This is a genomic window from Clostridium sp. FP2 (assembly GCF_011065955.2).
Classification (GTDB): Bacteria; Bacillota; Clostridia; order Clostridiales; family Clostridiaceae; genus Clostridium_AD; species Clostridium_AD tagluense.
In genome coordinates this window covers 966,238-985,442 of sequence record NZ_JAAMNI020000001.1, presented here as the reverse complement: position 1 = coordinate 985,442, position 19,205 = coordinate 966,238, and the positions used below count along the sequence as shown (strand labels likewise).

20 protein-coding genes are annotated in these 19,205 nt (G+C 29.6%); 1 reads left to right on the top strand and 19 read right to left on the bottom strand.

Annotation, left to right across the window (positions count from 1 at the left end; all coding sequences use genetic code 11):
- Positions 1–294: 294 nt before the first annotated feature.
- The 15 genes from G9F71_RS04635 to G9F71_RS04565 all read right to left on the bottom strand — a co-directional run bounded on the left by G9F71_RS04635 (position 295) and on the right by G9F71_RS04565 (position 16,108).
- Entirely contained in the window at positions 295–792 is a 498-nt protein-coding gene (locus G9F71_RS04635) for a GNAT family N-acetyltransferase (RefSeq protein WP_164951882.1), read from the bottom strand.
- A 63-nt stretch (positions 793–855) separates the two neighbouring features.
- Entirely contained in the window at positions 856–1,392 is a 537-nt protein-coding gene (locus G9F71_RS04630) for a GNAT family N-acetyltransferase (protein ID WP_164951881.1), read from the bottom strand.
- 243 nt (positions 1,393–1,635) lie between these two features.
- A complete protein-coding gene (locus G9F71_RS04625; protein WP_164951880.1) occupies positions 1,636–1,914 on the bottom strand; it encodes a CD3324 family protein in 279 nt (92 codons plus the stop codon).
- A 540-nt stretch (positions 1,915–2,454) separates the two neighbouring features.
- Positions 2,455–4,836, bottom strand: a complete 2,382-nt coding sequence (locus G9F71_RS04620; RefSeq protein WP_164951879.1) for an AAA family ATPase — start codon at positions 4,834–4,836, stop codon at positions 2,455–2,457.
- Positions 4,836–5,576: an ABC-three component system middle component 1 gene (locus tag G9F71_RS04615; RefSeq protein ID WP_164951878.1), complete on the bottom strand. Its 741-nt coding sequence runs from the start codon at positions 5,574–5,576 to the stop codon at positions 4,836–4,838. The genes G9F71_RS04620 and G9F71_RS04615 overlap by 1 nt, the downstream gene beginning before the upstream one ends.
- Positions 5,569–7,116, bottom strand: a complete 1,548-nt coding sequence (locus G9F71_RS04610) for an ABC-three component system protein (RefSeq protein ID WP_164951877.1) — start codon at positions 7,114–7,116, stop codon at positions 5,569–5,571. Before G9F71_RS04610 ends, G9F71_RS04615 begins: the two co-directional genes overlap by 8 nt.
- Before the next feature lie 1,092 nt (positions 7,117–8,208).
- Positions 8,209–10,620: a DUF2357 domain-containing protein gene (locus tag G9F71_RS04605; RefSeq protein WP_164951876.1), complete on the bottom strand. Its 2,412-nt coding sequence runs from the start codon at positions 10,618–10,620 to the stop codon at positions 8,209–8,211.
- Positions 10,592–11,017: a hypothetical protein gene (locus G9F71_RS04600; protein WP_164951875.1), complete on the bottom strand. Its 426-nt coding sequence runs from the start codon at positions 11,015–11,017 to the stop codon at positions 10,592–10,594. Before G9F71_RS04600 ends, G9F71_RS04605 begins: the two co-directional genes overlap by 29 nt.
- 138 nt (positions 11,018–11,155) lie before the next feature.
- Entirely contained in the window at positions 11,156–11,716 is a 561-nt protein-coding gene (locus G9F71_RS04595) for an McrB family protein (RefSeq protein WP_164951874.1), read from the bottom strand.
- Between the two features lie 774 nt (positions 11,717–12,490).
- Positions 12,491–12,637 (bottom strand): hypothetical protein, encoded by a 147-nt coding sequence (locus G9F71_RS04590; RefSeq protein WP_164952408.1) that lies wholly within the window; start codon positions 12,635–12,637, stop codon positions 12,491–12,493.
- A 104-nt stretch (positions 12,638–12,741) separates the two neighbouring features.
- Positions 12,742–12,885 carry a hypothetical protein gene (locus G9F71_RS04585; protein WP_164952409.1) on the bottom strand — a complete coding sequence of 48 codons (144 nt, stop codon included), beginning with the start codon at positions 12,883–12,885 and terminating at the stop codon, positions 12,742–12,744.
- A gap of 143 nt (positions 12,886–13,028) precedes the next feature.
- Positions 13,029–14,045, bottom strand: coding sequence for an alpha/beta hydrolase (locus G9F71_RS04580; protein ID WP_164952410.1), 1,017 nt, complete (start codon positions 14,043–14,045; stop codon positions 13,029–13,031).
- Positions 14,024–14,218, bottom strand: coding sequence for a hypothetical protein (locus G9F71_RS04575; RefSeq protein WP_164952411.1), 195 nt, complete (start codon positions 14,216–14,218; stop codon positions 14,024–14,026). The genes G9F71_RS04580 and G9F71_RS04575 overlap by 22 nt, the downstream gene beginning before the upstream one ends.
- Before the next feature lie 103 nt (positions 14,219–14,321).
- A complete protein-coding gene (locus G9F71_RS04570) occupies positions 14,322–15,548 on the bottom strand; it encodes a MerR family transcriptional regulator (protein ID WP_164952412.1) in 1,227 nt (408 codons plus the stop codon).
- Positions 15,545–16,108, bottom strand: coding sequence for an HD domain-containing protein (locus tag G9F71_RS04565; RefSeq protein WP_207712094.1), 564 nt, complete (start codon positions 16,106–16,108; stop codon positions 15,545–15,547). The genes G9F71_RS04570 and G9F71_RS04565 overlap by 4 nt, the downstream gene beginning before the upstream one ends.
- Positions 16,109–16,362: 254 nt before the next feature.
- Between G9F71_RS04565 and G9F71_RS04560 the strand changes: the two genes are divergently transcribed.
- Positions 16,363–16,518, top strand: coding sequence for a hypothetical protein (locus G9F71_RS04560; RefSeq protein ID WP_164952414.1), 156 nt, complete (start codon positions 16,363–16,365; stop codon positions 16,516–16,518).
- A 478-nt stretch (positions 16,519–16,996) separates the two neighbouring features.
- On the opposite strand, the gene G9F71_RS04555 is transcribed toward G9F71_RS04560, so the two are convergent.
- The 4 genes from G9F71_RS04555 to G9F71_RS27185 form a co-directional block, all read right to left on the bottom strand.
- Complete coding sequence (locus G9F71_RS04555; RefSeq protein ID WP_164952415.1) at positions 16,997–17,239, bottom strand: hypothetical protein; 243 nt, start codon at positions 17,237–17,239, stop codon at positions 16,997–16,999.
- A gap of 2 nt (positions 17,240–17,241) precedes the next feature.
- Positions 17,242–17,532 carry a DUF3990 domain-containing protein gene (locus tag G9F71_RS04550; RefSeq protein ID WP_304519617.1) on the bottom strand — a complete coding sequence of 97 codons (291 nt, stop codon included), beginning with the start codon at positions 17,530–17,532 and terminating at the stop codon, positions 17,242–17,244.
- Between the two features lie 26 nt (positions 17,533–17,558).
- Positions 17,559–17,780, bottom strand: a complete 222-nt coding sequence (locus G9F71_RS04545; protein WP_164952416.1) for a DUF3791 domain-containing protein — start codon at positions 17,778–17,780, stop codon at positions 17,559–17,561.
- An 889-nt stretch (positions 17,781–18,669) separates the two neighbouring features.
- The gene (locus G9F71_RS27185) at positions 18,670–18,798 is read right to left on the bottom strand and encodes a hypothetical protein (RefSeq protein WP_263488136.1); all 129 of its coding nucleotides are present in this window, start codon (positions 18,796–18,798) and stop codon (positions 18,670–18,672) included.
- Positions 18,799–19,205 lie beyond the last annotated feature (407 nt).

Below are 19,205 nucleotides of genomic sequence, written 5' to 3'. Positions count from 1 at the left end.
CAAGTAATATCAATGGTTAAGACTAAAAATCTCACTTACTTATGGTACGGTTCTCCGTATCCTCTTTAAGTGAGGTTTTCCTATTTTATCCTTATGTATAAAATCTACACAATTACGATATAATTCTAAATCATAAATTACCTAGCTTTCTCTAATACTCTTACAAATCCTGCTTTAATATACATACTTATTGATTTATCTAAGCAGGTAACCACTCTTATAGTTTTTTACTCTATCAAAATTTAATGATTTCTATAGTAATTTCTGCTACTTGAATGTGGTATCTGTCTTTGATTACACATTAAATATCTGAACATTTCCTTCTAAATCATCAAGTTTTTCTTTTGATTCTATATATTTAATACCTTGCTTTTCATAAAATTTTATCCAAAAATTCACTGCTGTCTTATTCGTTGATATTTGTACTATTCTATATTTTCCTTTACATTCATCTAACAAAATTCTAATTGCAGCACTGCCTATACCCTTCTTTCTAAACCCCTTTAATATAAATAGCTCATGAATAACATAATCAATATCTTTTTGAACGTATTTTCCCTTATTAAAGAGAATAAAACCTGCCACTTCACCTTGATAAATTATAGAATAAGGAGTTAAATCCTCTGATTTAAAATACAATTCTAAACCATCATATTCAAATCTTCCCTCCTCATTAATTTTCAAATCAGCTGCAAACTCTGATAAATCGTGTAAATATATGCTCATTAAATTCTCTAGCTTTGCTTTTGAGTCTACTGTTATTCTTTCTAGTTTTGTTTCATTTAAATTCATTTTATAAATCCCCCAACTAATTTGTTTTTAATTACACCTCTTGAAATAACTTAAATTTACTATCTATTTGGATGTATTATTAAATGTAAATATTAGTTTATCTCCATCAAATGTTGCCCCCTGCTTTTCTTCAAAGTTACCCTTAGTATAATCACTAATAGTTTTTCTCCAAAACTTTTCTGCCCTTTGATTTATCGCTGGTGGAGCCACATATAATCCCCATTTTCCTGAAAATTTATCAAATATCTGCTTTGCTGCAATGGATGCAATCTCTTTTCCCCTATATGGTCTTAATAAAAAGAACTCATAAACGTAATAATCCATTCCTTCTGGTGCAAATTCACCAGTTGATACCAAGTCAAATCCAGCTGGTTTTCCATCCACCATTATAATAAATGGGAATAGATAATTAGGATTTTTAAACCAAGTATTTTGAACATCATATTGCTCAATTAATGTTTTGATAGGCTCATCCTCGTAAATCCCATATTCATTAGGTACATTTCCATAAATCTCTGATATGTCATGCAAATACAATGGATAAATATTCTTTATAATATTTGCATGTTCTTCATTTGCCAAAACTACTTTAACCTCCAAAATCTCACCCTCCATTTAATAATATAAATTTAAAAATAAATAGCATGCTAATTCTCACTTTAAATAGCATGCTAATTCTCACTTTAATTAGCATGCTGATTATAAATAGGACATTATATTAAATTTGAAATTCAACTTACAATGTCTACCTAAAATCAGATAAATTTTTCTTATAGAACGCTCTAAAGAAATCATATCATGACTTTAAATAAACCTTCAATTTCATAAATAGTTATGTCTTAATTATGCGCATAATCTCTTCTTCTCTCTTATAATACGTCTTATACTCTGCTCTGATAAGTAATACATCTGTGCTAACATTATTACATTCATGCCCTCATTATGCTTTTGAAAAATTTCAATATCCCTATTTTTTAACATATCTCTTGTACCACTTTTTTCTCCCCAAGCTTTATGATTATCATTTTTTCTTGGTATATAAACAAATTCTCCATCAACATATTCTTGTATGGCTTTTATCATCTCTTCTGGTAACACATTATTTCCATTAATATATTTCAACGTCTTGCCCTCCTCTATTTTTATAGATTTGATTGCAAAAACTACTAAAAACTCAGTAATGTGCTAAAAGAACCTAAGTTAATTAACATCTATTTTAAAGCATTTTTTAAATTAGGCTCCTGGTAAAGCATTGCTTTTTGTTTCATTGTAGTCTTTGCAGGAGCAAGTTTTAAAACTTCTAAAAATCCTATTGATTTTCATAGTACCACCACCTTCCTTATCTAATTATATATTATTAGGTTTATATTAACAATATTGGTCTACATTTCAAATCATTAACTTAAATATTGTATATTAGAAGCATTTTATCTACTTACTTGTGATACGGTATTTTTATTTATAAAAACAACCTTAGACAAGTAATCTCAATGCCTAAGGACAAAAACCTCACTTACTTATGATACGGTTCACCATTCATTATCCTAAATTTCATTCAGCACTTATATGTTTTATTGTAACTACATCAAATACCCATTATTAGCCTGATAAGTAGTTGAAAAACTGATTATCAATCATACCAATAATTTGCTATTTGTATACTTAGTTACTTTTTAAAGCTATTGAATTTGCCTTCAATCCATACTTTGAATACTTATACCTAACATATCGTGAGAACGTATCCTCATGTGTAGATAATATGATTTGTCTATCTTGAAACTCATTTCTCATCAATTCCACAAAAGATGCAATATTCAACTCATCCATTGTTTGAACAGGATCATCAATAAAAATACATTTAAATTTATCATTTGAGTAAATCTTGTTTAGTGCTAACGTAAAAGAAATAATTACAGTCGATAGCTGCCCAGAGCTTAAAGTATACATAATATCATGAGCTGGTCTGGATGGGCATATAAACCTAATACTGTTTAAACCTGACTCATTTTCTGTTTCTGAACTATTATCAGATTCTTTAATTAAGATTCCAAGTCCCCCCTGATAACTCTGCATAATCCTTCCACTGTATATATAAAATGGAATTTCTATATTCTTAATAACCTGATTTTGATATTTTTCAATACTGTTCTTTAGGACTTCCTTATATTGAATTGTCTCAGGTATGATTTCTTCACTTAAAATATTTTTTACACCTACATTTTTAGATAGTTCTTTTCTTAATTGTTCAATTTTTTCAAAGGTAGTATTATAATAATTATACTCAATATATGCTACCTTATTTTGTACTTTTTCTAACGTAGTTATGTTTATATTATAAGTGTTTTCATTAAAGTAACTATTAAAAATTTTATAGAAATCATTTGTACTACGAGCGGCAATATATTCGTTTGTAAGTGGCTTTATTGAAGTTGAAAGTTCACTTACAAACTCCTGGACTATGTTTTCACTTGCAGTTAGGCTATTGCGCTCCACCATATACTTTTCAATATTTATATTATACTTAGTACAGCCTTCAACGAAAGAATTGAACGTTTCCTCCACCTTATTCTTAGGATTAAAAATATATTCAAACTGATCATTATCCAAAATTTTATGCTTCTCGAAATATTTATTAATTTCTGGTAAGAACAGATCGACATAAATATTTTTTAACTCTGCAATTTTACTATCCTTTTGAAGTGTACTTTCATCGGAGAAGTTTTTAAATGATTCTGAAGTTCTAGATATATGTTTTGCTAGCTCATTACTACTTCCCCAATCATATCCACAAAAGGAACATCGTCCATCAGTTGATTGTGTTTCAGCGAACGCTAGTGACTTAGTATTAAGGATTTCCCTCGCTTGATTCAGCTCACTAGCCGCTTTTGCTAAACTATTTGAACTTTTATCATAGTTGGCTATTTGCGAAACAATTTCATTTATTAATTGTATATTAGCACTTATCTTTAATGTTTCAGCTACTTTTGCAAAGTTAATGCTCAAGTAGTTAGCATCCGAAAATAATTGCACTTGTTGCTTCAAAAATTTAAGTGAAGCTAATGTAGCCTTAGTGTTATCAATATCGTCTTTGAACAGATAGAGAATCATGTAATATCTGAAAAGGTTTTGTTTATCCAACCAAGAACTGCACCAATTATTTTTTTGCTCGATTGAAAACTCATTATAGTTCTGAATAAATAGCTGTATTCCTTTAATATTATTAATGATTTCATCCTTTTTATTAGTATCATTAATTAATATAACTTGTTCATCCCAAATTTCAGTTTCTTTTTTCCAAAAGAGTAATTTTTCATATTTTACATCACTATTAGTGTTATTTTGTAAGGTATTCTCTATCCCTTTGATTTCAGTTTCTTTACTACTTATTATACCTTCTAAATCCTTAAGTAGTTTATTAAATTGCCGAATTACCTTATTAGCATTGTCTAAATCTTTTTTTTCTTTTTGCATATTAAAAAGTCGGTTAATTCCAGCCATTCTATCTTTTTCTGTTTTTTTCAAAAAATCTAGCCTATCTTCTTGTTTAATATAATAAAATAAGTCAAAAAAGGAAATTACATCATTACCGAACTTACTTATAACATCCGCATGGTCACATTTATATATGTCATCATAATCATTAGTTTCATATGATGGCAAGATATAAGTGTTCGTCAATTCACCCAATTTTGTAGGATTATTTTTCTTTCCTTTTTTGATTTTACTTGCGGCAGGTATCACCTTGGCTATAACTAAAGTAGTCTTATCATCTGATATAAATTCCCCTTTTATTATCACATCTTTTTTAGGATTACCAGCTATAAATACAGTTTCATAAGCTTCAGTTTTTAATATGCTTGAATTATCCGAAACTCTTTTGATATTTCCAGTTACTAACAATTCTATAGCATCAAAAGCACTTGTTTTTCCATATCCATTTGGTCCATCAAAAACAGCTAAAGAGCAATCAGTAAAAATTAATTCTCTTTGGACAAATAGTTTATAATTATCTAAATATATTCTTGAAATCCTATAGTTACTCATTATACTTGCTCCTTTAACCAATAATCAATTATTTGTGAGATATCATCTTTTTCTACATTTTCTCTACTATTCTCACTAGATAAAATTGCTACCAAACCTTGAGATTTTTGTAGGTTCTTTGAAATAACATTGTCTTGTATCATACTTTCTAAAGATTTAATTGATTGATTGTCTGGAACTTTAACTGGCATTACAGGAACTTTCATAACGATCTTTGAAAGTAGCATATAATCTTCATTATTAATTGCATTTATTTTAAAGTTTCTAAATCTTTCTGGATTAGTAACAATACTTTCAATATATTTCGTTAAACTTGATGATTCATTATATGTTTTTAGCACTTCTCCAAATACCTCTTGCGCAATTTTTTCATCATATGTTAAAACATATTTTTTAAAGAAATATGGATTTTCCTCAATTCGCAACTCCTTTTTTTCTAATTCATCAAATGATGTTAGCTTGCTATCTTTTGCCACGCAAAGCACTAACGAGGTATTTTTATCCACTTCCGCTGTGTAAGATAAAGTGTTTTTTAAGGATTTGTTAATATCTGAAAATATTTTATTTTCATCAATAGATAGAAAGTCTTTTTGATCTATAGAAACAACTATGAAAAATTCAATTTTTGTATCATTTTTTCGGTAAGTAAAAACTGAATTTTTTATATAGTCTATTAGAAGTGCCTCATATCCATCAAAACCATTTTCCTTTAATATGTTTAGAATTACACGTTCAATCATTGCTTAACCTCCTTATAACATCGTCTATGGGCTTAATAGAAACTTTCTTGCAATGGCATATATGGTCGGAATAGTTAAAGCCACCTTCGGAAACTTCATCAATCTGTCCTATTTTATTTGCGCATTCCCAAATAGATTCCTCGTTAAAATCTTTACTTACTAACTCATCTATATCCATTAGTATACAATCTATATCTTTGTTTTGAATAATATTAAGGCAAACATGCGAAGAATCATTGTCCGTACCATTATTTGCCAATGAAGTCAGCAATAGAGTCTTTTTATCCTTTGAAGTGTATCTAATCATTTCTCTTTTAATTTCATATTCCTTTTTAATAGCTCTTAATGCCCTAAAAAAACAGGAGTTTACTCCATTTGATTCAAATATTCTTTGAAACACTTCAATAGCATCCATTTTACCTTTTACATCCGGACATAATATTCTACAAAATTTTTCAAAGGTTTCTATATCCATATTTTTAACATCATCAATTGCTACAACTAAATTACAACTTAAACAAATCTGTATATCTTCATCTTTTTTTGTACATCTTTTGCAGTAATCGTCATGTAGTTCAAAAAACTTATTCTTCAAGTGGAATAGATAGTACTCTTTTGAGTGATCACTTAATTCTTGACTTTTCAATATATTTTCAAACACTTCAAATGGTATTGTAATCTTATTATTTTGTGCGTAAGTCTTATGACGTTCAACAACATTTTTATCAATTTCCGCCATTAAATAATGATATATGATATCCTTATATCTTATATCGGATCTTCTCCATCCACCTCCTTGCAGCTCAAGGTGTTTATTAGTTTTCTCTAGAATCTTACCTTTAATGGCATCTAAATCGCAGTGATTAGAATCTCCATAACTAAATAGATGAATTTTAGATATACATTCATCCGTTAGTTTTGCCATAAATCTAGTACTGTCCTGTTTTCCAAATACTATTGCCTTTTCTATAGCAACTTTTACGGTTTCAATAGTAATCTTACCTTCTATATTGGGTTGTATTCTTTTTATTATATCCGGAGCAGATCCAGACTTTGGTTTTAGTATCCTATTAAAAGTATTAGTAAACTCTGCATTATCAATTAACAGTTTTTCCATTTTTGATATAAGGTCAGTTTCTTTACGGTGTCTATTAGCAAGTATTTTTATGTTAATTTTCCAATCAGCATCAGCTATATTAATAGGTTTCCAAGTATGTAAATAAGCTTCATCAATAGTATTATATTCGATAACTTTTGCAGCTAATCCAAAAATAGCTTCTCCATAATCCTTTATTTCAGTTGTATCAAGTGCCTTAACTTGATGAATCGATTTACAATCATTCCCATCACCACTTTTATGCATTAATGAAAAGTCTTCAATCCACTCTAACTCAAGACTCCAATCCGATATTTCAGCTCTTTTCCCAACCATGTAAAGTTCGCATAGCTTATCTAAAACTACATACAGAGCTACTTTTCCCTGATAGTTGTATCCGCTCCAGCTTGGCGTTGCATCCCATTCTAGATTACATTCTGGCATATTTACATTTCCTCCTTATAAAATATTAATTGCTTTTTTAAATAAGTAATTTTCAAAACCTGCTCTTTAAAATAAACATCAATCGTTGGTATAATAATCTAATCTTTATGCCAATACCGACAGGTGAGCCACCGCTTTTACCACCAAAGGTGGTAGTCAGAGTCGCCTTTCCCACGGTTCACACCGTACGTGATAGTTTCCCATCATACGGCGTTCCATCTATACAGCTATTTTTTAATGTGAATTTCCAAGTCGTTTCCTAAAACTTCTACTTCAAATTTTAAGTAGTTGCCCTGCAATTTCACCAATCATTTCCTATTGATTAGAACTGGTACATCACCCATTACGTTTTCTCACATATCCTATTGCAGTTCCCTTGTTCCCGTCACTTTAGCTTTGCATAACAGTTTTAGCTCTACCCTTTAACCCGACTGTCACTTTCAATTAGTGTGATTTCTATATTAAAAGCCTTGGACCTTTACGGTTTTCAGTTAAATTCCACCGAAGTATATGTAATTCAACGACAGTATCCCACATGGGGCGAGTTTCTTCTTATTTGAAACCCTATAATTTACGAGCCGTACTTTCGGTTATTCGCCAGTCTTTAAGACATTCTAAGCATGACTGTTTTTTAGCTCCCAGCGTACTTATTATCATCACAGATAATATTTTTCGCAACTTCACCGAGCTTCGCACATCAAACATGCTATTGTTTGGGCACGTCGGAGTATTAGAAATTTTGTAACCCCTCACACGGGTTCAGGCAGGTACTTCCCCTGCCGATTCAAATGACGAGTTCTACTTGCTTTTATCCTTCACTAGTAGTCCGATTTTATTATATATTTCTATATAGATTGTTCGGAAACAAGGCGCGCACTGCCCATTTTAGACATACTGTCAATAAGTAATTTAGCTTCTTAGCAACACTCACCAATTCCGCTCCATTTTATCTACTATACAGTTATTCTACAAATATATTGAAATTCCTTCAAAGTTTTACAATTTCGTGGAAAAGTATGGATGTGAAATTGTTGAATAATGATAGCTTATTTCTTTGCAAAATAAAAAACACCCACAATAAAGTGAGTGTTCTCATTTATTTTTATCTCTCTTACATTCCAAATAATAACTAACCTTCTCCCTTATCTCTCTCCACTCAACTACCTCATCCTCAATCCTAACCTTCTTACCATTCAATATCTCAATCCTAACACCACCAACTAAAAAATACCCCACTCTTCTATTAATCCTAGTTTTTTTCTCTACACAAATCTCTTTTAACACCTTATATAATTCAATTTCTAGCCTGTTTTTAAAATGAAGCTCATGCAATGTTTCTGCATTTTTCAAAAGGTATAATGTAGTATAAGTAATAAGTTCTACCCCATATTCAACAGTTTTTATAGGTCCTACAGAAAAAATTTCTTCTAGTTCAAATCTTAAATAGTCCTGTTCTTCATTCCCTCTTAAAACTGGAAGCTCAGAGCAATCCTTTCTTTTATATTTTCTTACTTCTTTTATTTTTGCATAATAATATATACCGGATGTATCTCCAAAAGAGTTTTTCGACTGATAAAATGCTATATATTCTACTCCTAATCTTACATTTGATAGCTTATTTGAAGGTATATGAAAAAATTTATTTTGCTTATAAGCTTCTAAATGCTGCTTATTACTTATATTTGCAATCATAACATTTGTATTCTTAAACCTCGGGTAATCATCTTCTACTTCATAAGTTGGAAGCTTTGTTGTAGATTCAATATAGGATTCACTTACTATTTTGCAAAGATGGTTTTTTATCAGGCTAGTACTTCCTGGTAACATAGGAAAAGCCCCAATATTTACTTTTTCTATACTTTTATAATACCTATGTTTTATAAATTCACTTTCATTGCTATAAGGGAACATTACATATGCTCCAAAGGTATTGTATTTAAATTGAAGGCTATCATCCAGTTCACTTACTATAGCATCCCTATATCTATGCATTACATTTATATCTTCTTCCATTGGGCCAATAGCATTATTTCTATCCACTGATAATCGATATTTTGCATCAAAAATATATATCCTATCGCTTCTATCCATATTTCTAAGACATAAAACGGTGTCTGGTGTCTGATTAGTTGTTGGCAAATGAGAATAAGCCTTGTTATACCAAAGTTCAAGGTTCTTCCCTGTGCTATTACAATATGTAATCTTTGATTCTTTATTTCTTGTAAGGGATAAGGTTATGCCATTATCTTTGGCTTCTATAATTCCATTTTTCAATGTGGTAAAACCTAGTTCCTTTAATAGCTTATGAAGCTTTAAATAGCACCATATTTCATATAAATTCCAAAGTTTCTTTGGCGTAATATTATACAAGCCTTCACTAATATCCAGACCTTTTTTAAGCATCATATAATAATAAAATATTTCTCTGTATCCAAAGGACATTTTAAACACTAAAGACATGCTTCTTTTTCCATGTAAATCAGATATATCTTTAAAAAATCCATTTTGGTGTTTAATTAGCCTATTTTCAAAATTGTTAAGTGATGTATAGTAATTGTTTTCAATTCCGTACAAGCGCAGTATATTTTCTTTAATATTTCTAACTCTATGTATAACTGTTTTAATAATGTATTTTACGTATTGATTTTCATAAATATCAATGGTAGTAACTTTTTTATTCTCTACTACCTTTAATGGTATATACTTATTTGAATCTATTTCAATAAAGCCATTGTCACTCTGTTGTAACAAATTGCTATGTTTTCTTATATAATTTGCAGAACTTCTTGAAACTCTTTTTACTTTATCTATATTTTTAATATTTTCCTTATTCAATACTCCGTGCTTTGGATGTTTTTCAATTAGATTTAATGCTTTTTCAAACTTATCATATATTCCTAGTAATATTTCTGTAAATTCTACTCCAGTTTGCTTTGATACATCCTTTAAGGTTGCCTGTTGAAAGGTCTTTCCAAGAAAATCAAAAACCAAAGAGGATATTTCTTCATTTACTTCATTTAAGATTTCCTTATAATCTTTTAGATAATCAACCTTTGATGGGAAAACCTCTACAGTTAGAGTAAGTATTTCCTTGTTATTTTTTCTAATCCTGAATGTAGAATGACCTATATCACCATTAAAAGAAAAACTACCATAGTAATTATTTCCTATAGCTATAATGCTCTCTCTAATTTCTTTATCTGAATGATATATAGTAATAGAATCATTGTTAAATTTTTCAACAATTAATTGATAATTACCATCCTCAAAAAAACTAGGTTTCATGGAATTGCTTTCATTTATATCTAGTTCTCCTGATTCATTTATAGTTTTAATAATCCTTTCGCAACAAGTATCCACACATAAGTGTGCTTCTATATTTATATTTGCATTTATTGCATTAAACTTTTTATTCTCTGCTTTCCCTGTAATATATAGTTTAAAATCCTCAGTTTCTATATATAAAAGAGTAGTGCTAGAACCAGAATGTTGAAAACCCATCATATTTATATCCTCTTAACATATCTATTATTTTTGCTGCACTTTTTATATATATTGCATCTTTTAAATAAGTTTGTGCATCCTCTAAATAATCCGTTTCAGATAACACAGCATTTTTTCCTATGCATACATTATATAAATCAACTAATATATCTTTAATAATAGCTTCACTACCATTTACAGCGGGTAATATTTTTTGCATTATCTGATAATCAAAAGCAATATCTTCATCCAATAACGCTAACTTTTTATTTTCAACCATGTAATATAGAATCTCATCTCTAACTCTATATGCAAAATGCTTTTTACTTTTTTTCAATATGTTATTTATAGCTATTATTTTTTTGTTTATTTCACCTGCATAGGCTCTATACTCTTCTTCAATTTCTTGTACATTCAAATATGTAGATTTAAGAAAATCATTGTTTAAGGTTAAATTTCCACTTTCATCAAAATGCTCATTTTCTAAAAATAGATTTTCAAAACTTACCTCAGAAAACTCTATAGTATTTGCTCTGTCTAATACCTTTCTACTGAATCAGAATGTAGTATCATCCATATTTACTGTTCCAATAATATATAAATTTTCTGGCAAATGTAGTTTTCCGTAATCTAAACTATTATAGCTGCTACCACTAAAAATACCGTCTGTTATTATTTCTTCTCCATCTCTTCTTCTACTTTCTATCAGGCTCAAATACTCACTAAAATAATACTCTACTCTTGCTAAATTCATTTCATCAATACATACAAAGTAGGGTAAATCCTTATTTTCTATAGCTTCACTTATAATTTCTGTTAAAACACCTGGTATAAATTTATCAGTAACATTTTTGTACCCAAATAATTCTGTACTATCATTCCAATCTGGCTTTACAGATAACATTCTAAATCTTCCATTACTATTATTTGCTCCAACTGCTTCAGCAAAAAATCTTACAATTTTAGATTTACCTGTTCCACTTATTCCAGCTAATATAATGAATGGCTTAGTTTTTAAAGAAAGATAAAAATTGCATATATCTTCATAGGTGTAAATGAATCCAATAGAATTAATATAGTTTACTATATTCTGTAAATATTCTTTTATTTCAATCATAGATAAACTATGGGACAGTGTGGACAGTATCTTTTAGGTTGTCCCGCACCTTGTCCCAGCACACAAAGCCCTATAAAATAAGGGTTTGGAGCTCCTTTGGGACAAGTGGGACAAGAATTCTCTATAGAAGTATGTAAATTAGGTAGAATAACAAGGGTAGGTGTGCCTAATACGTATATCCGCGTAAGACATTCTTGTCCACCTTGTCCCTAATATGTATTAAAACCTAGTAAACAAGCCATTTATATGCTGGACAAGTGGACAAGTTAAAAGTATTGATAAGCTTTAGCTTTATCTAAATATCCTATTATCCAGTTCATCTATTCTATTTCAACCTCAATATCATCAAGGTCACTTTTCCATTAAATACAGTAAAAACATTTTTTATATCCTTCTTTAATGTTCTAACTGCAAAATAAAAAAGCACCTATACATGAAGACAACGGGTTCGTTTTTGAAGTGCATATGTAGTAATTAGCACATCAAACAGCACGTATCTTAACAATAGAATAAGCAGAAGGTTTAACATAGCCTTCTGCTTATTTTTATTTTTGTAAGTACACTAACAAATCATAAATAAAAAACACCCTAAATCGTTATTAGAGTGCATTGGCGACGTTTTTACTTTTAAATTCCCTTCGTTTGCAATCTTTAGTTTAAAAATATCATGTTAAGCACTTAACTGAACTTAATTAGAATTTAATAAAATCTAATATCAAATTAACTAACAACTTTATTCTTTAAATCTACTTTATATCTTTAGTGCGTTACTTTTTATCTTGTGCGGTTTAACGTAAATTTAGTTTTAATTCCATACTCTTTTGCCATTATCTTTTCTAATGTGCATGATATACGCTCAAAAGCTTTCGTCTCTTCTTCCCGTGTAATATTAGGTCTAACTATTGTCACTGTTGCTGGCATATTATCACCTCTATATTTTGTATGAACGTTTATATTTTTTCTTTTCCATTAAAAATTCTAATTTCATATGTCAGTAATGTATTCACTTTTCTCTCCTTTCTTTTTTATAATGCGATAATTTTAGATGTAATATTTAATAATGCTACTCTTATATCTTCATAAGTTGCCAGTTTCTGCTTAAGTATTTCAATTTCAATTTCAATTTCTCTTTCAAGTTTTTTCTTTAGCTTATTAAAAAGTATAACCAAATTTGTATTTTCATAATTTTGTGATGAGTCTTTGAATCATCTTAGCTTGGGGGACGTTACAATAACTAGAAGTTATTGTTTGCTATCTAACCATATCTCTATATATTCAAGTTACCGAAAGTCCTCATTATTTGTAAGATATGTTAGTTTGAGAATTTCTTAATAAGCCACTCAGCAAATTTTTCTTTTTCTTCAAATTGTGGATAATGCGCTGATTCCAAATATAGTATAAATTCTTTTTCAGGTGATGTAATAGAATCAAAATAATTCTTTGCGGCTTTTGATGAAGCCTTATAATCATATTGTCCCATATGGAAGTAACATGGTATTTCAAGTTTTTTAACAAGACTTGGCAAAGGATTCAAAAGTAAGTCACCAATCATAACCTCACTTTTTTTTACGCCTAAATTAAGACGAACTCTGTCAAGTAAATTGTATTCCCGATTTGTAAGATAGCCTTTGGTATAAAGGCCGTCCTCATCAATAAGGCGTGAACCACCACCATATTTTCCTATGTAATTACGTGGAACGAAAATATCTCCCTTTTCAACTTGGCTTCTTATTTTTTCAAGGTTTGCAATATCGTCTTTATTTGCTGCTTTGTTTGCCTCTTCAATGCAATAATTTAAAGAATCTGTTTCACTTTCATTAAAATTTGATACTTGTCCAATTCCGATGTAGGCAATATAATTTTCTGGTGCTTTTGCAGCAGCCACCATTCCAATATAAGATCCAAAGGAATGACCAGCTAACAGCACCTTATCCTTTCCAGATCTTTTACGAATATATCTAGTTACTGCTATTAAGTCATCTGCGAGTAATTCTGGAGATAAATTTGAGTAGTCCTCAAAAAAATGATATGATTTGCCAGTTCCACGTTGGTCGTAGTGAACTATGGTGAATTTCTGCTCCAAAATATCTTGATATTTTCTTACATATGGAATTTCCGAACACCCTGGCCCACCATGTACAAAAACTAAAATAGGGTTATTCTTATCTACACCTCGTATCATAAGTTGATGTTTAGCGCCGTTTATTGAAACTTGCTCATATACCCTAACACTATTTTTACCCTTAATAGTAGGTGTCCAAGTTGGGAAAAGTGCCCCTATCAATATTAAGCCAAGTATTAGTATTACTAAGATAAAGTAAATTTCCATCTGATAACCTCCTTAAAATATAATCCTGAACCGGTAGTTTTCAATACATACAATCCCAGTGCAAAAGCGTATATTGCGCTCCCAAATAATGAAACAAGCTTTGCGCAGGAAAAAATCAACAAATTAGATAATTCTTTTTTATTAATTGAATCTTTAGAAAATATCTTAAACATAGAAAACACCCCCTATCTATATTTTAGATAAGGGGCTTTACACCACGTCAATAGCTTAATTTACTTAATTTTTAATTTTTTTAAATAAAACATGGTGTAAAGGCTACCTTTTTGCATATACAATATATGAAGAAATTCCTTCATTGCACTTAAAATAATTTTCATATTTACCGCCCTTAGATATTGATTTAGATGTTTTTTCATCGATTATATTGTATTGTAAATTTAAAATATTATTTTTTATACTTTTTAAAATAAAATTTTTCCTTACTTTTTCTATAATGCTGCTGTCAATGCTAAAATTATTGAATGTAATGTATGCAGCAATCATAATCAACTTTCTTTTTAAAGACTTATCAATTAAATTCAGCAAAAACTCTTCATGTTCGAATGAGTAATTACTTGTACCATTAAAATCTATCAAAACATCAACTAAATTATCTTTTAATGGCATTTTTAAAAAATCGCAACATAAAAATATCACCCTTTTGTTGTACTCAGATTTTTGAAGCATTGACTTTAAAAATTTATGCCTATTCAAATCATTATCTACTGCAATATATAAGGAATCATCCGGCAAATCAATATATATACTCCTTAGAAAGAAACCTGCACCAGAACCTATCTCCAATATAATTTTATTATTTAATTCCTCAAATTGTATTTTTTTATTCATATACTCAAGCCCAGAGTAAACATTATCTAGGTATTCTGAATCAGTTGAATTAACATAATCTACTATATCTAAATTAGTTTCAGATTGTGCACTTAAATTAGTTTCAGATTGTACGCTTCCAACTAGTAAAATTCCATCTTCAATTTTATAATCTTCACCACAAGTACATTTAAGATTGCCTTCCATCACCTGATTATTTGTAATAATTCCATCAGAAAGTATCAACTCTTTTCCACATTTCAGACAGCTGAATAGTTTTAAAGCTTCAATATCTATACCAATTTTAAAATTATCCATACATTTTATTTTAGATAGATCCTCTATCGTTTCTTCTAATTTATCTCTAAACCTTTCCAATTCTTTAATTTTACTAGAAAGTTCAATTTTCTTGTTACAATAAATGTCCCTATAATATTCATTCTCTTGATATGTGGTAAGCTTACCAATCCTCTTAAGTACAAATATTGCTTTAATTTCATTTAGCGTAAACCCTTGGCCTTTAAGTTTAATTGTTTTTTCAAGATCACTCTTGCATCTTTCATCGAAGTCATACTGTCCTCCACTTTTTTCAGGTATTATTAGCCCCAATTCTATGTAGTATCTCACTGCATCAATAGTTATATTATTTTGCATAGTGAATTTACCTATTTTCATTTTCTCCTCCTTTGATAAGTTAAAATTTTATAAAAGCTATAAGAAATATTAAAATTTAGGTAGCGCCAGCAAAAGTTTATATAAAAAATCTTTATATTTACCAATTTATAACAAGCAACCCCATACAACATAATTATAAACTTACCATCAATTGTAGGTTTAATTTTTTCATCATGAATTTTTACTAAACTACATACATCATTTATTCTACTTTCATCATAGCCAAGTCTGTTAAGCACAAGGTTAGTAATTACAACACTGATATCCCCATGTCCCCAATAGCGAACCTTTTCATTGACCTTTTTCTTAGCATAAGGCTTACCAATATCATGAAATAATGCTGCAAGCTTAAGTGTTAAATCACTATCTACCCCTGCATCTACATGGATAATATGCATATAAACATTATATCTATGTGCTCTATGTTCATGTTCGCATCTACTACAAACTATTAATTCAGGCACCAATTCTAAGATTTTATCCGCATAAGGTAAAATCACATCTCCATTGTTATTAAGAAGTATATTAGTAAGTTCTTCTCTATCAACCATATAAACCATATGAATTTCCCCTTTGTCCATACTAAAATTGTATTTTTATAATATTACCTTCTCATATTTTGCAGTTTCTAAATTTACAACCCAGCCTCTTGTTGTAATTTTATCACAAGCAACGCTTACAACAAATGTATTATGTAATTTTTTAAAACCAAAAGTACATATCCAATAAAAATGAAATTCATAAAGTACCAAAATCTTATTATAATGACTCCAAAACAATTATTCAATTATCTAATACAACAATATTAGAAGTTGTGCTTTTTTACGAAGTATTAAACCACAAACCCGAAAAATTAGTTGCCATTGAATTTAATAGATGTGAGATAGATTCAGCAGCTACTATAATAGATAGAAATGATTCTAGTGCCTTGAAAAATTTTCTTAATTATAGTTCTTGCAATGCTGACTAACTATCATTACGTGAAGAAATCCCTATACCAAGAGCATATACAACCCCAACTAAGAAACAAAAACAAGTACTCTATGACTTCTTGGAAAATAAATATCCTTTACTTTGGGATGACTGCCCATGCATTACTGAATCTCATATAAAAAAACAAAGTGATTTATTAGCTAGCTATAAAGAATTAGTAAAAGAAGCATATTTAAAAAAGATTTAATTATGAACACAATTTGTTTTGCTAAGACCTAGTTAATTGAAATACCTGGCACACAGTAAAAACACCGTAAAATTCTAAATTTTACGGTGTTTAGCTATATTATTCTGTTTTTATTTTGTTGAGATATAGATTAAAATTAGTATATCGTTTTAATGAATTAGTATCTTTATATTCTCCAATTAGTGTAAATTCTGAACTATTCATAAATTCAATAAACCTAATTGGATTAGTACTGTTACTTGGTAAAAATACATTTCTTAATTGCTCTCTATCTTCTAAAATCTTTAGGATAACCTATATGCTCCATAAATCCATACTCTAGCATTAATTCCTCTGCCAAATACTTAGCGCCTCTGCAATGCAAGTCACTTATTCCCCCACTAATCAACTCATACATTTGTGAAGTATAAAAATAATTCATACTCTGCTCTAAATCTTTACCTGTTCGAATTGAAAATTCAAGGATTATTTTTTTATATAAAGATTGTAATAGAATTTTATTTGCTTCCATCTTTACACTTCCTTACTGCCTTCATATTTTAAATATCTATCAATAATTTCTTGATTAACTATACACATTTGGTGATTAGGTCTAAAAAATTTCAGCCTTTTAAGAGCTTCTTCTTTATCAATTAAATTATCCTGATATAATTCAATTGTATTGTATACCCTATCATCAGCTATGCCACCTATAATTACATCATATTCCAAATAACCTTTGCTACCATTTCTAGAATCTAAAATAAAATCTAACCACTCTATATCATAACTCAAGAATTCTTTAACCTTATAATCTTTATTTATATCTTCTAAAGATAGGCTATAGATATTTAATTGCGCTTTATGCCCTTTTCTTTTAACACTTCTATCAATTCTTCTACAATATAATGTTTACTTTGAGAATGTAATGCTTCATAGCACGGTATAATATAGTGTTCTAAAACATCTGTATCAAACTTAAGTAATTTATAAGCTTTTTTTGCGCTTATATTTAATTGTTCTGCTAAACTTTCCACACAAAAAATCGTGAATTCTAAAATATTTTCATTCACACTACTCACTCCATTTTTTTGATATTTCTTTAATTCATTATTTAGTATTATTATACCTCAATTACTTTGTGCTATGTCAATATCTTTCGAGAATAGTTACTGACTTAATTTTATAGCAAATTTGAGCAAGTGGGCCACTTCATGACTCACTAAGTTAACTGTGACTTGAAAAAAAACAGTAAATAGTTCTAGCCTAATGGACATAAGATGACCAATATTGTAATAAGCCCATCAAAAATACAGAAATCACCTGTTAATTCTTATCCCCTCCATTATTTCACCAACTCTATTCACAATTCTCTCAACTTCCCTCTGAGGACTTGTCCACCAATCTTTACTCCATATTCTATATAATATTCCAACCCCTATTTTCAAGATACCGATGCCTATAATATCTCGCTTTCTGGCAGACGTCGATGAATGGACAATTGCCTATTTACGGCAGACAAAGAGTTTTTATAAGAGAATCTATGGGACAGTGTGGACAGTATCTTTTAGGTTGTCCCGCACCTTGTCCCAGCACACAAAGCCCTATAAAATAAGGGTTTGTAGCTCCTTTGGGACAAGTGGGACAAGAATTCTCTATAGAAGTATGTAAATTAGGTAGAATAACAAGGGTAGGTGTGCCTAATACGTATATCCGCGTAAGACATTCTTGTCCACCTTGTCCCTAATATGTATTAAAACCTAGTAAACAAGCCATTTATATGCTGGACAAGTGGACAAGTTAAAAGTATTGATAAGCTTTAGCTTTATCTAAATATCCTATTATCCAGTTCATCTATTCTATTTCAACCTCAATATCATCAAGGTCACTTTTCCATTAAGTACAGTAAAAACATTTTTTATATCCTTCTTTAATGTTCTAACTGCAAAAATAAAAAAGCACCTATACATGAAGATTAGTGCTTTCTTCACTATTTATTTTTAAACATCCTATAAAATCTATAACCTCTAATACTTCATTTTCTGGTACATCTTCAATAAGATTAAATAATATATACCTAGCTGTATTCATAACAAGACCAACTTAAATTATTTATATTAAGTGTCCCATTTTTTAGCAAGCTCATAGCAAGTAAAATCTGTCCGCATACGCTTCCATATTTTATAACGGGGTTGCACCTGCAACCTAATAAATGTAAAAAATACGCTTCACAATAAACATTTCTACTCAACTTATTTTCATTTGAATCTTAATCAAACAGTTCCTTCTAGCCATGACTCTGCTTTATTACCTTTTTTTAGGTGGCTGTCCAAACCCCATAGAATAAACTGAAGACAGTTTATTCTTGCTAAGAGATATACGAATTCATTTGTTACATTTTGAGTCTAATTTAAGTAGCAAGCTCCGTCATTCTTCCATGGCCATGCCCCTAGAGGCTCATGAACAATTTGTTAATAACTGCCTAATACCCTTTTTAT

Bases quoted from the DNA above. Each gene is read 5' to 3' on its own strand.
- G9F71_RS04620 (WP_164951879.1), bottom strand. From the start codon at position 4,836: ATGAGTAACTATAGGATTTCAAGAATATATTTAGATAATTATAAACTA.
- G9F71_RS04595 (WP_164951874.1), bottom strand. From the start codon at position 11,716: ATGATTGAAATAAAAGAATATTTACAGAATATAGTAAACTATATTAAT.
- G9F71_RS04610 (WP_164951877.1), bottom strand. From the start codon at position 7,116: ATGCCAGAATGTAATCTAGAATGGGATGCAACGCCAAGCTGGAGCGGA.
- G9F71_RS27185 (WP_263488136.1), bottom strand. From the start codon at position 18,798: ATGAATACAGCTAGGTATATATTATTTAATCTTATTGAAGATGTACCA.
- G9F71_RS04590 (WP_164952408.1), bottom strand. From the start codon at position 12,637: ATGCCAGCAACAGTGACAATAGTTAGACCTAATATTACACGGGAAGAA.
- G9F71_RS04635 (WP_164951882.1), bottom strand. From the start codon at position 792: ATGAATTTAAATGAAACAAAACTAGAAAGAATAACAGTAGACTCAAAA.
- G9F71_RS04570 (WP_164952412.1), bottom strand. From the start codon at position 15,548: ATGAAAATAGGTAAATTCACTATGCAAAATAATATAACTATTGATGCA.
- G9F71_RS04580 (WP_164952410.1), bottom strand. From the start codon at position 14,045: ATGGAAATTTACTTTATCTTAGTAATACTAATACTTGGCTTAATATTG.
- G9F71_RS04575 (WP_164952411.1), bottom strand. From the start codon at position 14,218: ATGTTTAAGATATTTTCTAAAGATTCAATTAATAAAAAAGAATTATCT.
- G9F71_RS04615 (WP_164951878.1), bottom strand. From the start codon at position 5,576: ATGATTGAACGTGTAATTCTAAACATATTAAAGGAAAATGGTTTTGAT.
- G9F71_RS04605 (WP_164951876.1), bottom strand. From the start codon at position 10,620: ATGATGGGTTTTCAACATTCTGGTTCTAGCACTACTCTTTTATATATA.
- G9F71_RS04555 (WP_164952415.1), bottom strand. From the start codon at position 17,239: ATGGAAGCAAATAAAATTCTATTACAATCTTTATATAAAAAAATAATC.
- G9F71_RS04565 (WP_207712094.1), bottom strand. From the start codon at position 16,108: ATGGTTTATATGGTTGATAGAGAAGAACTTACTAATATACTTCTTAAT.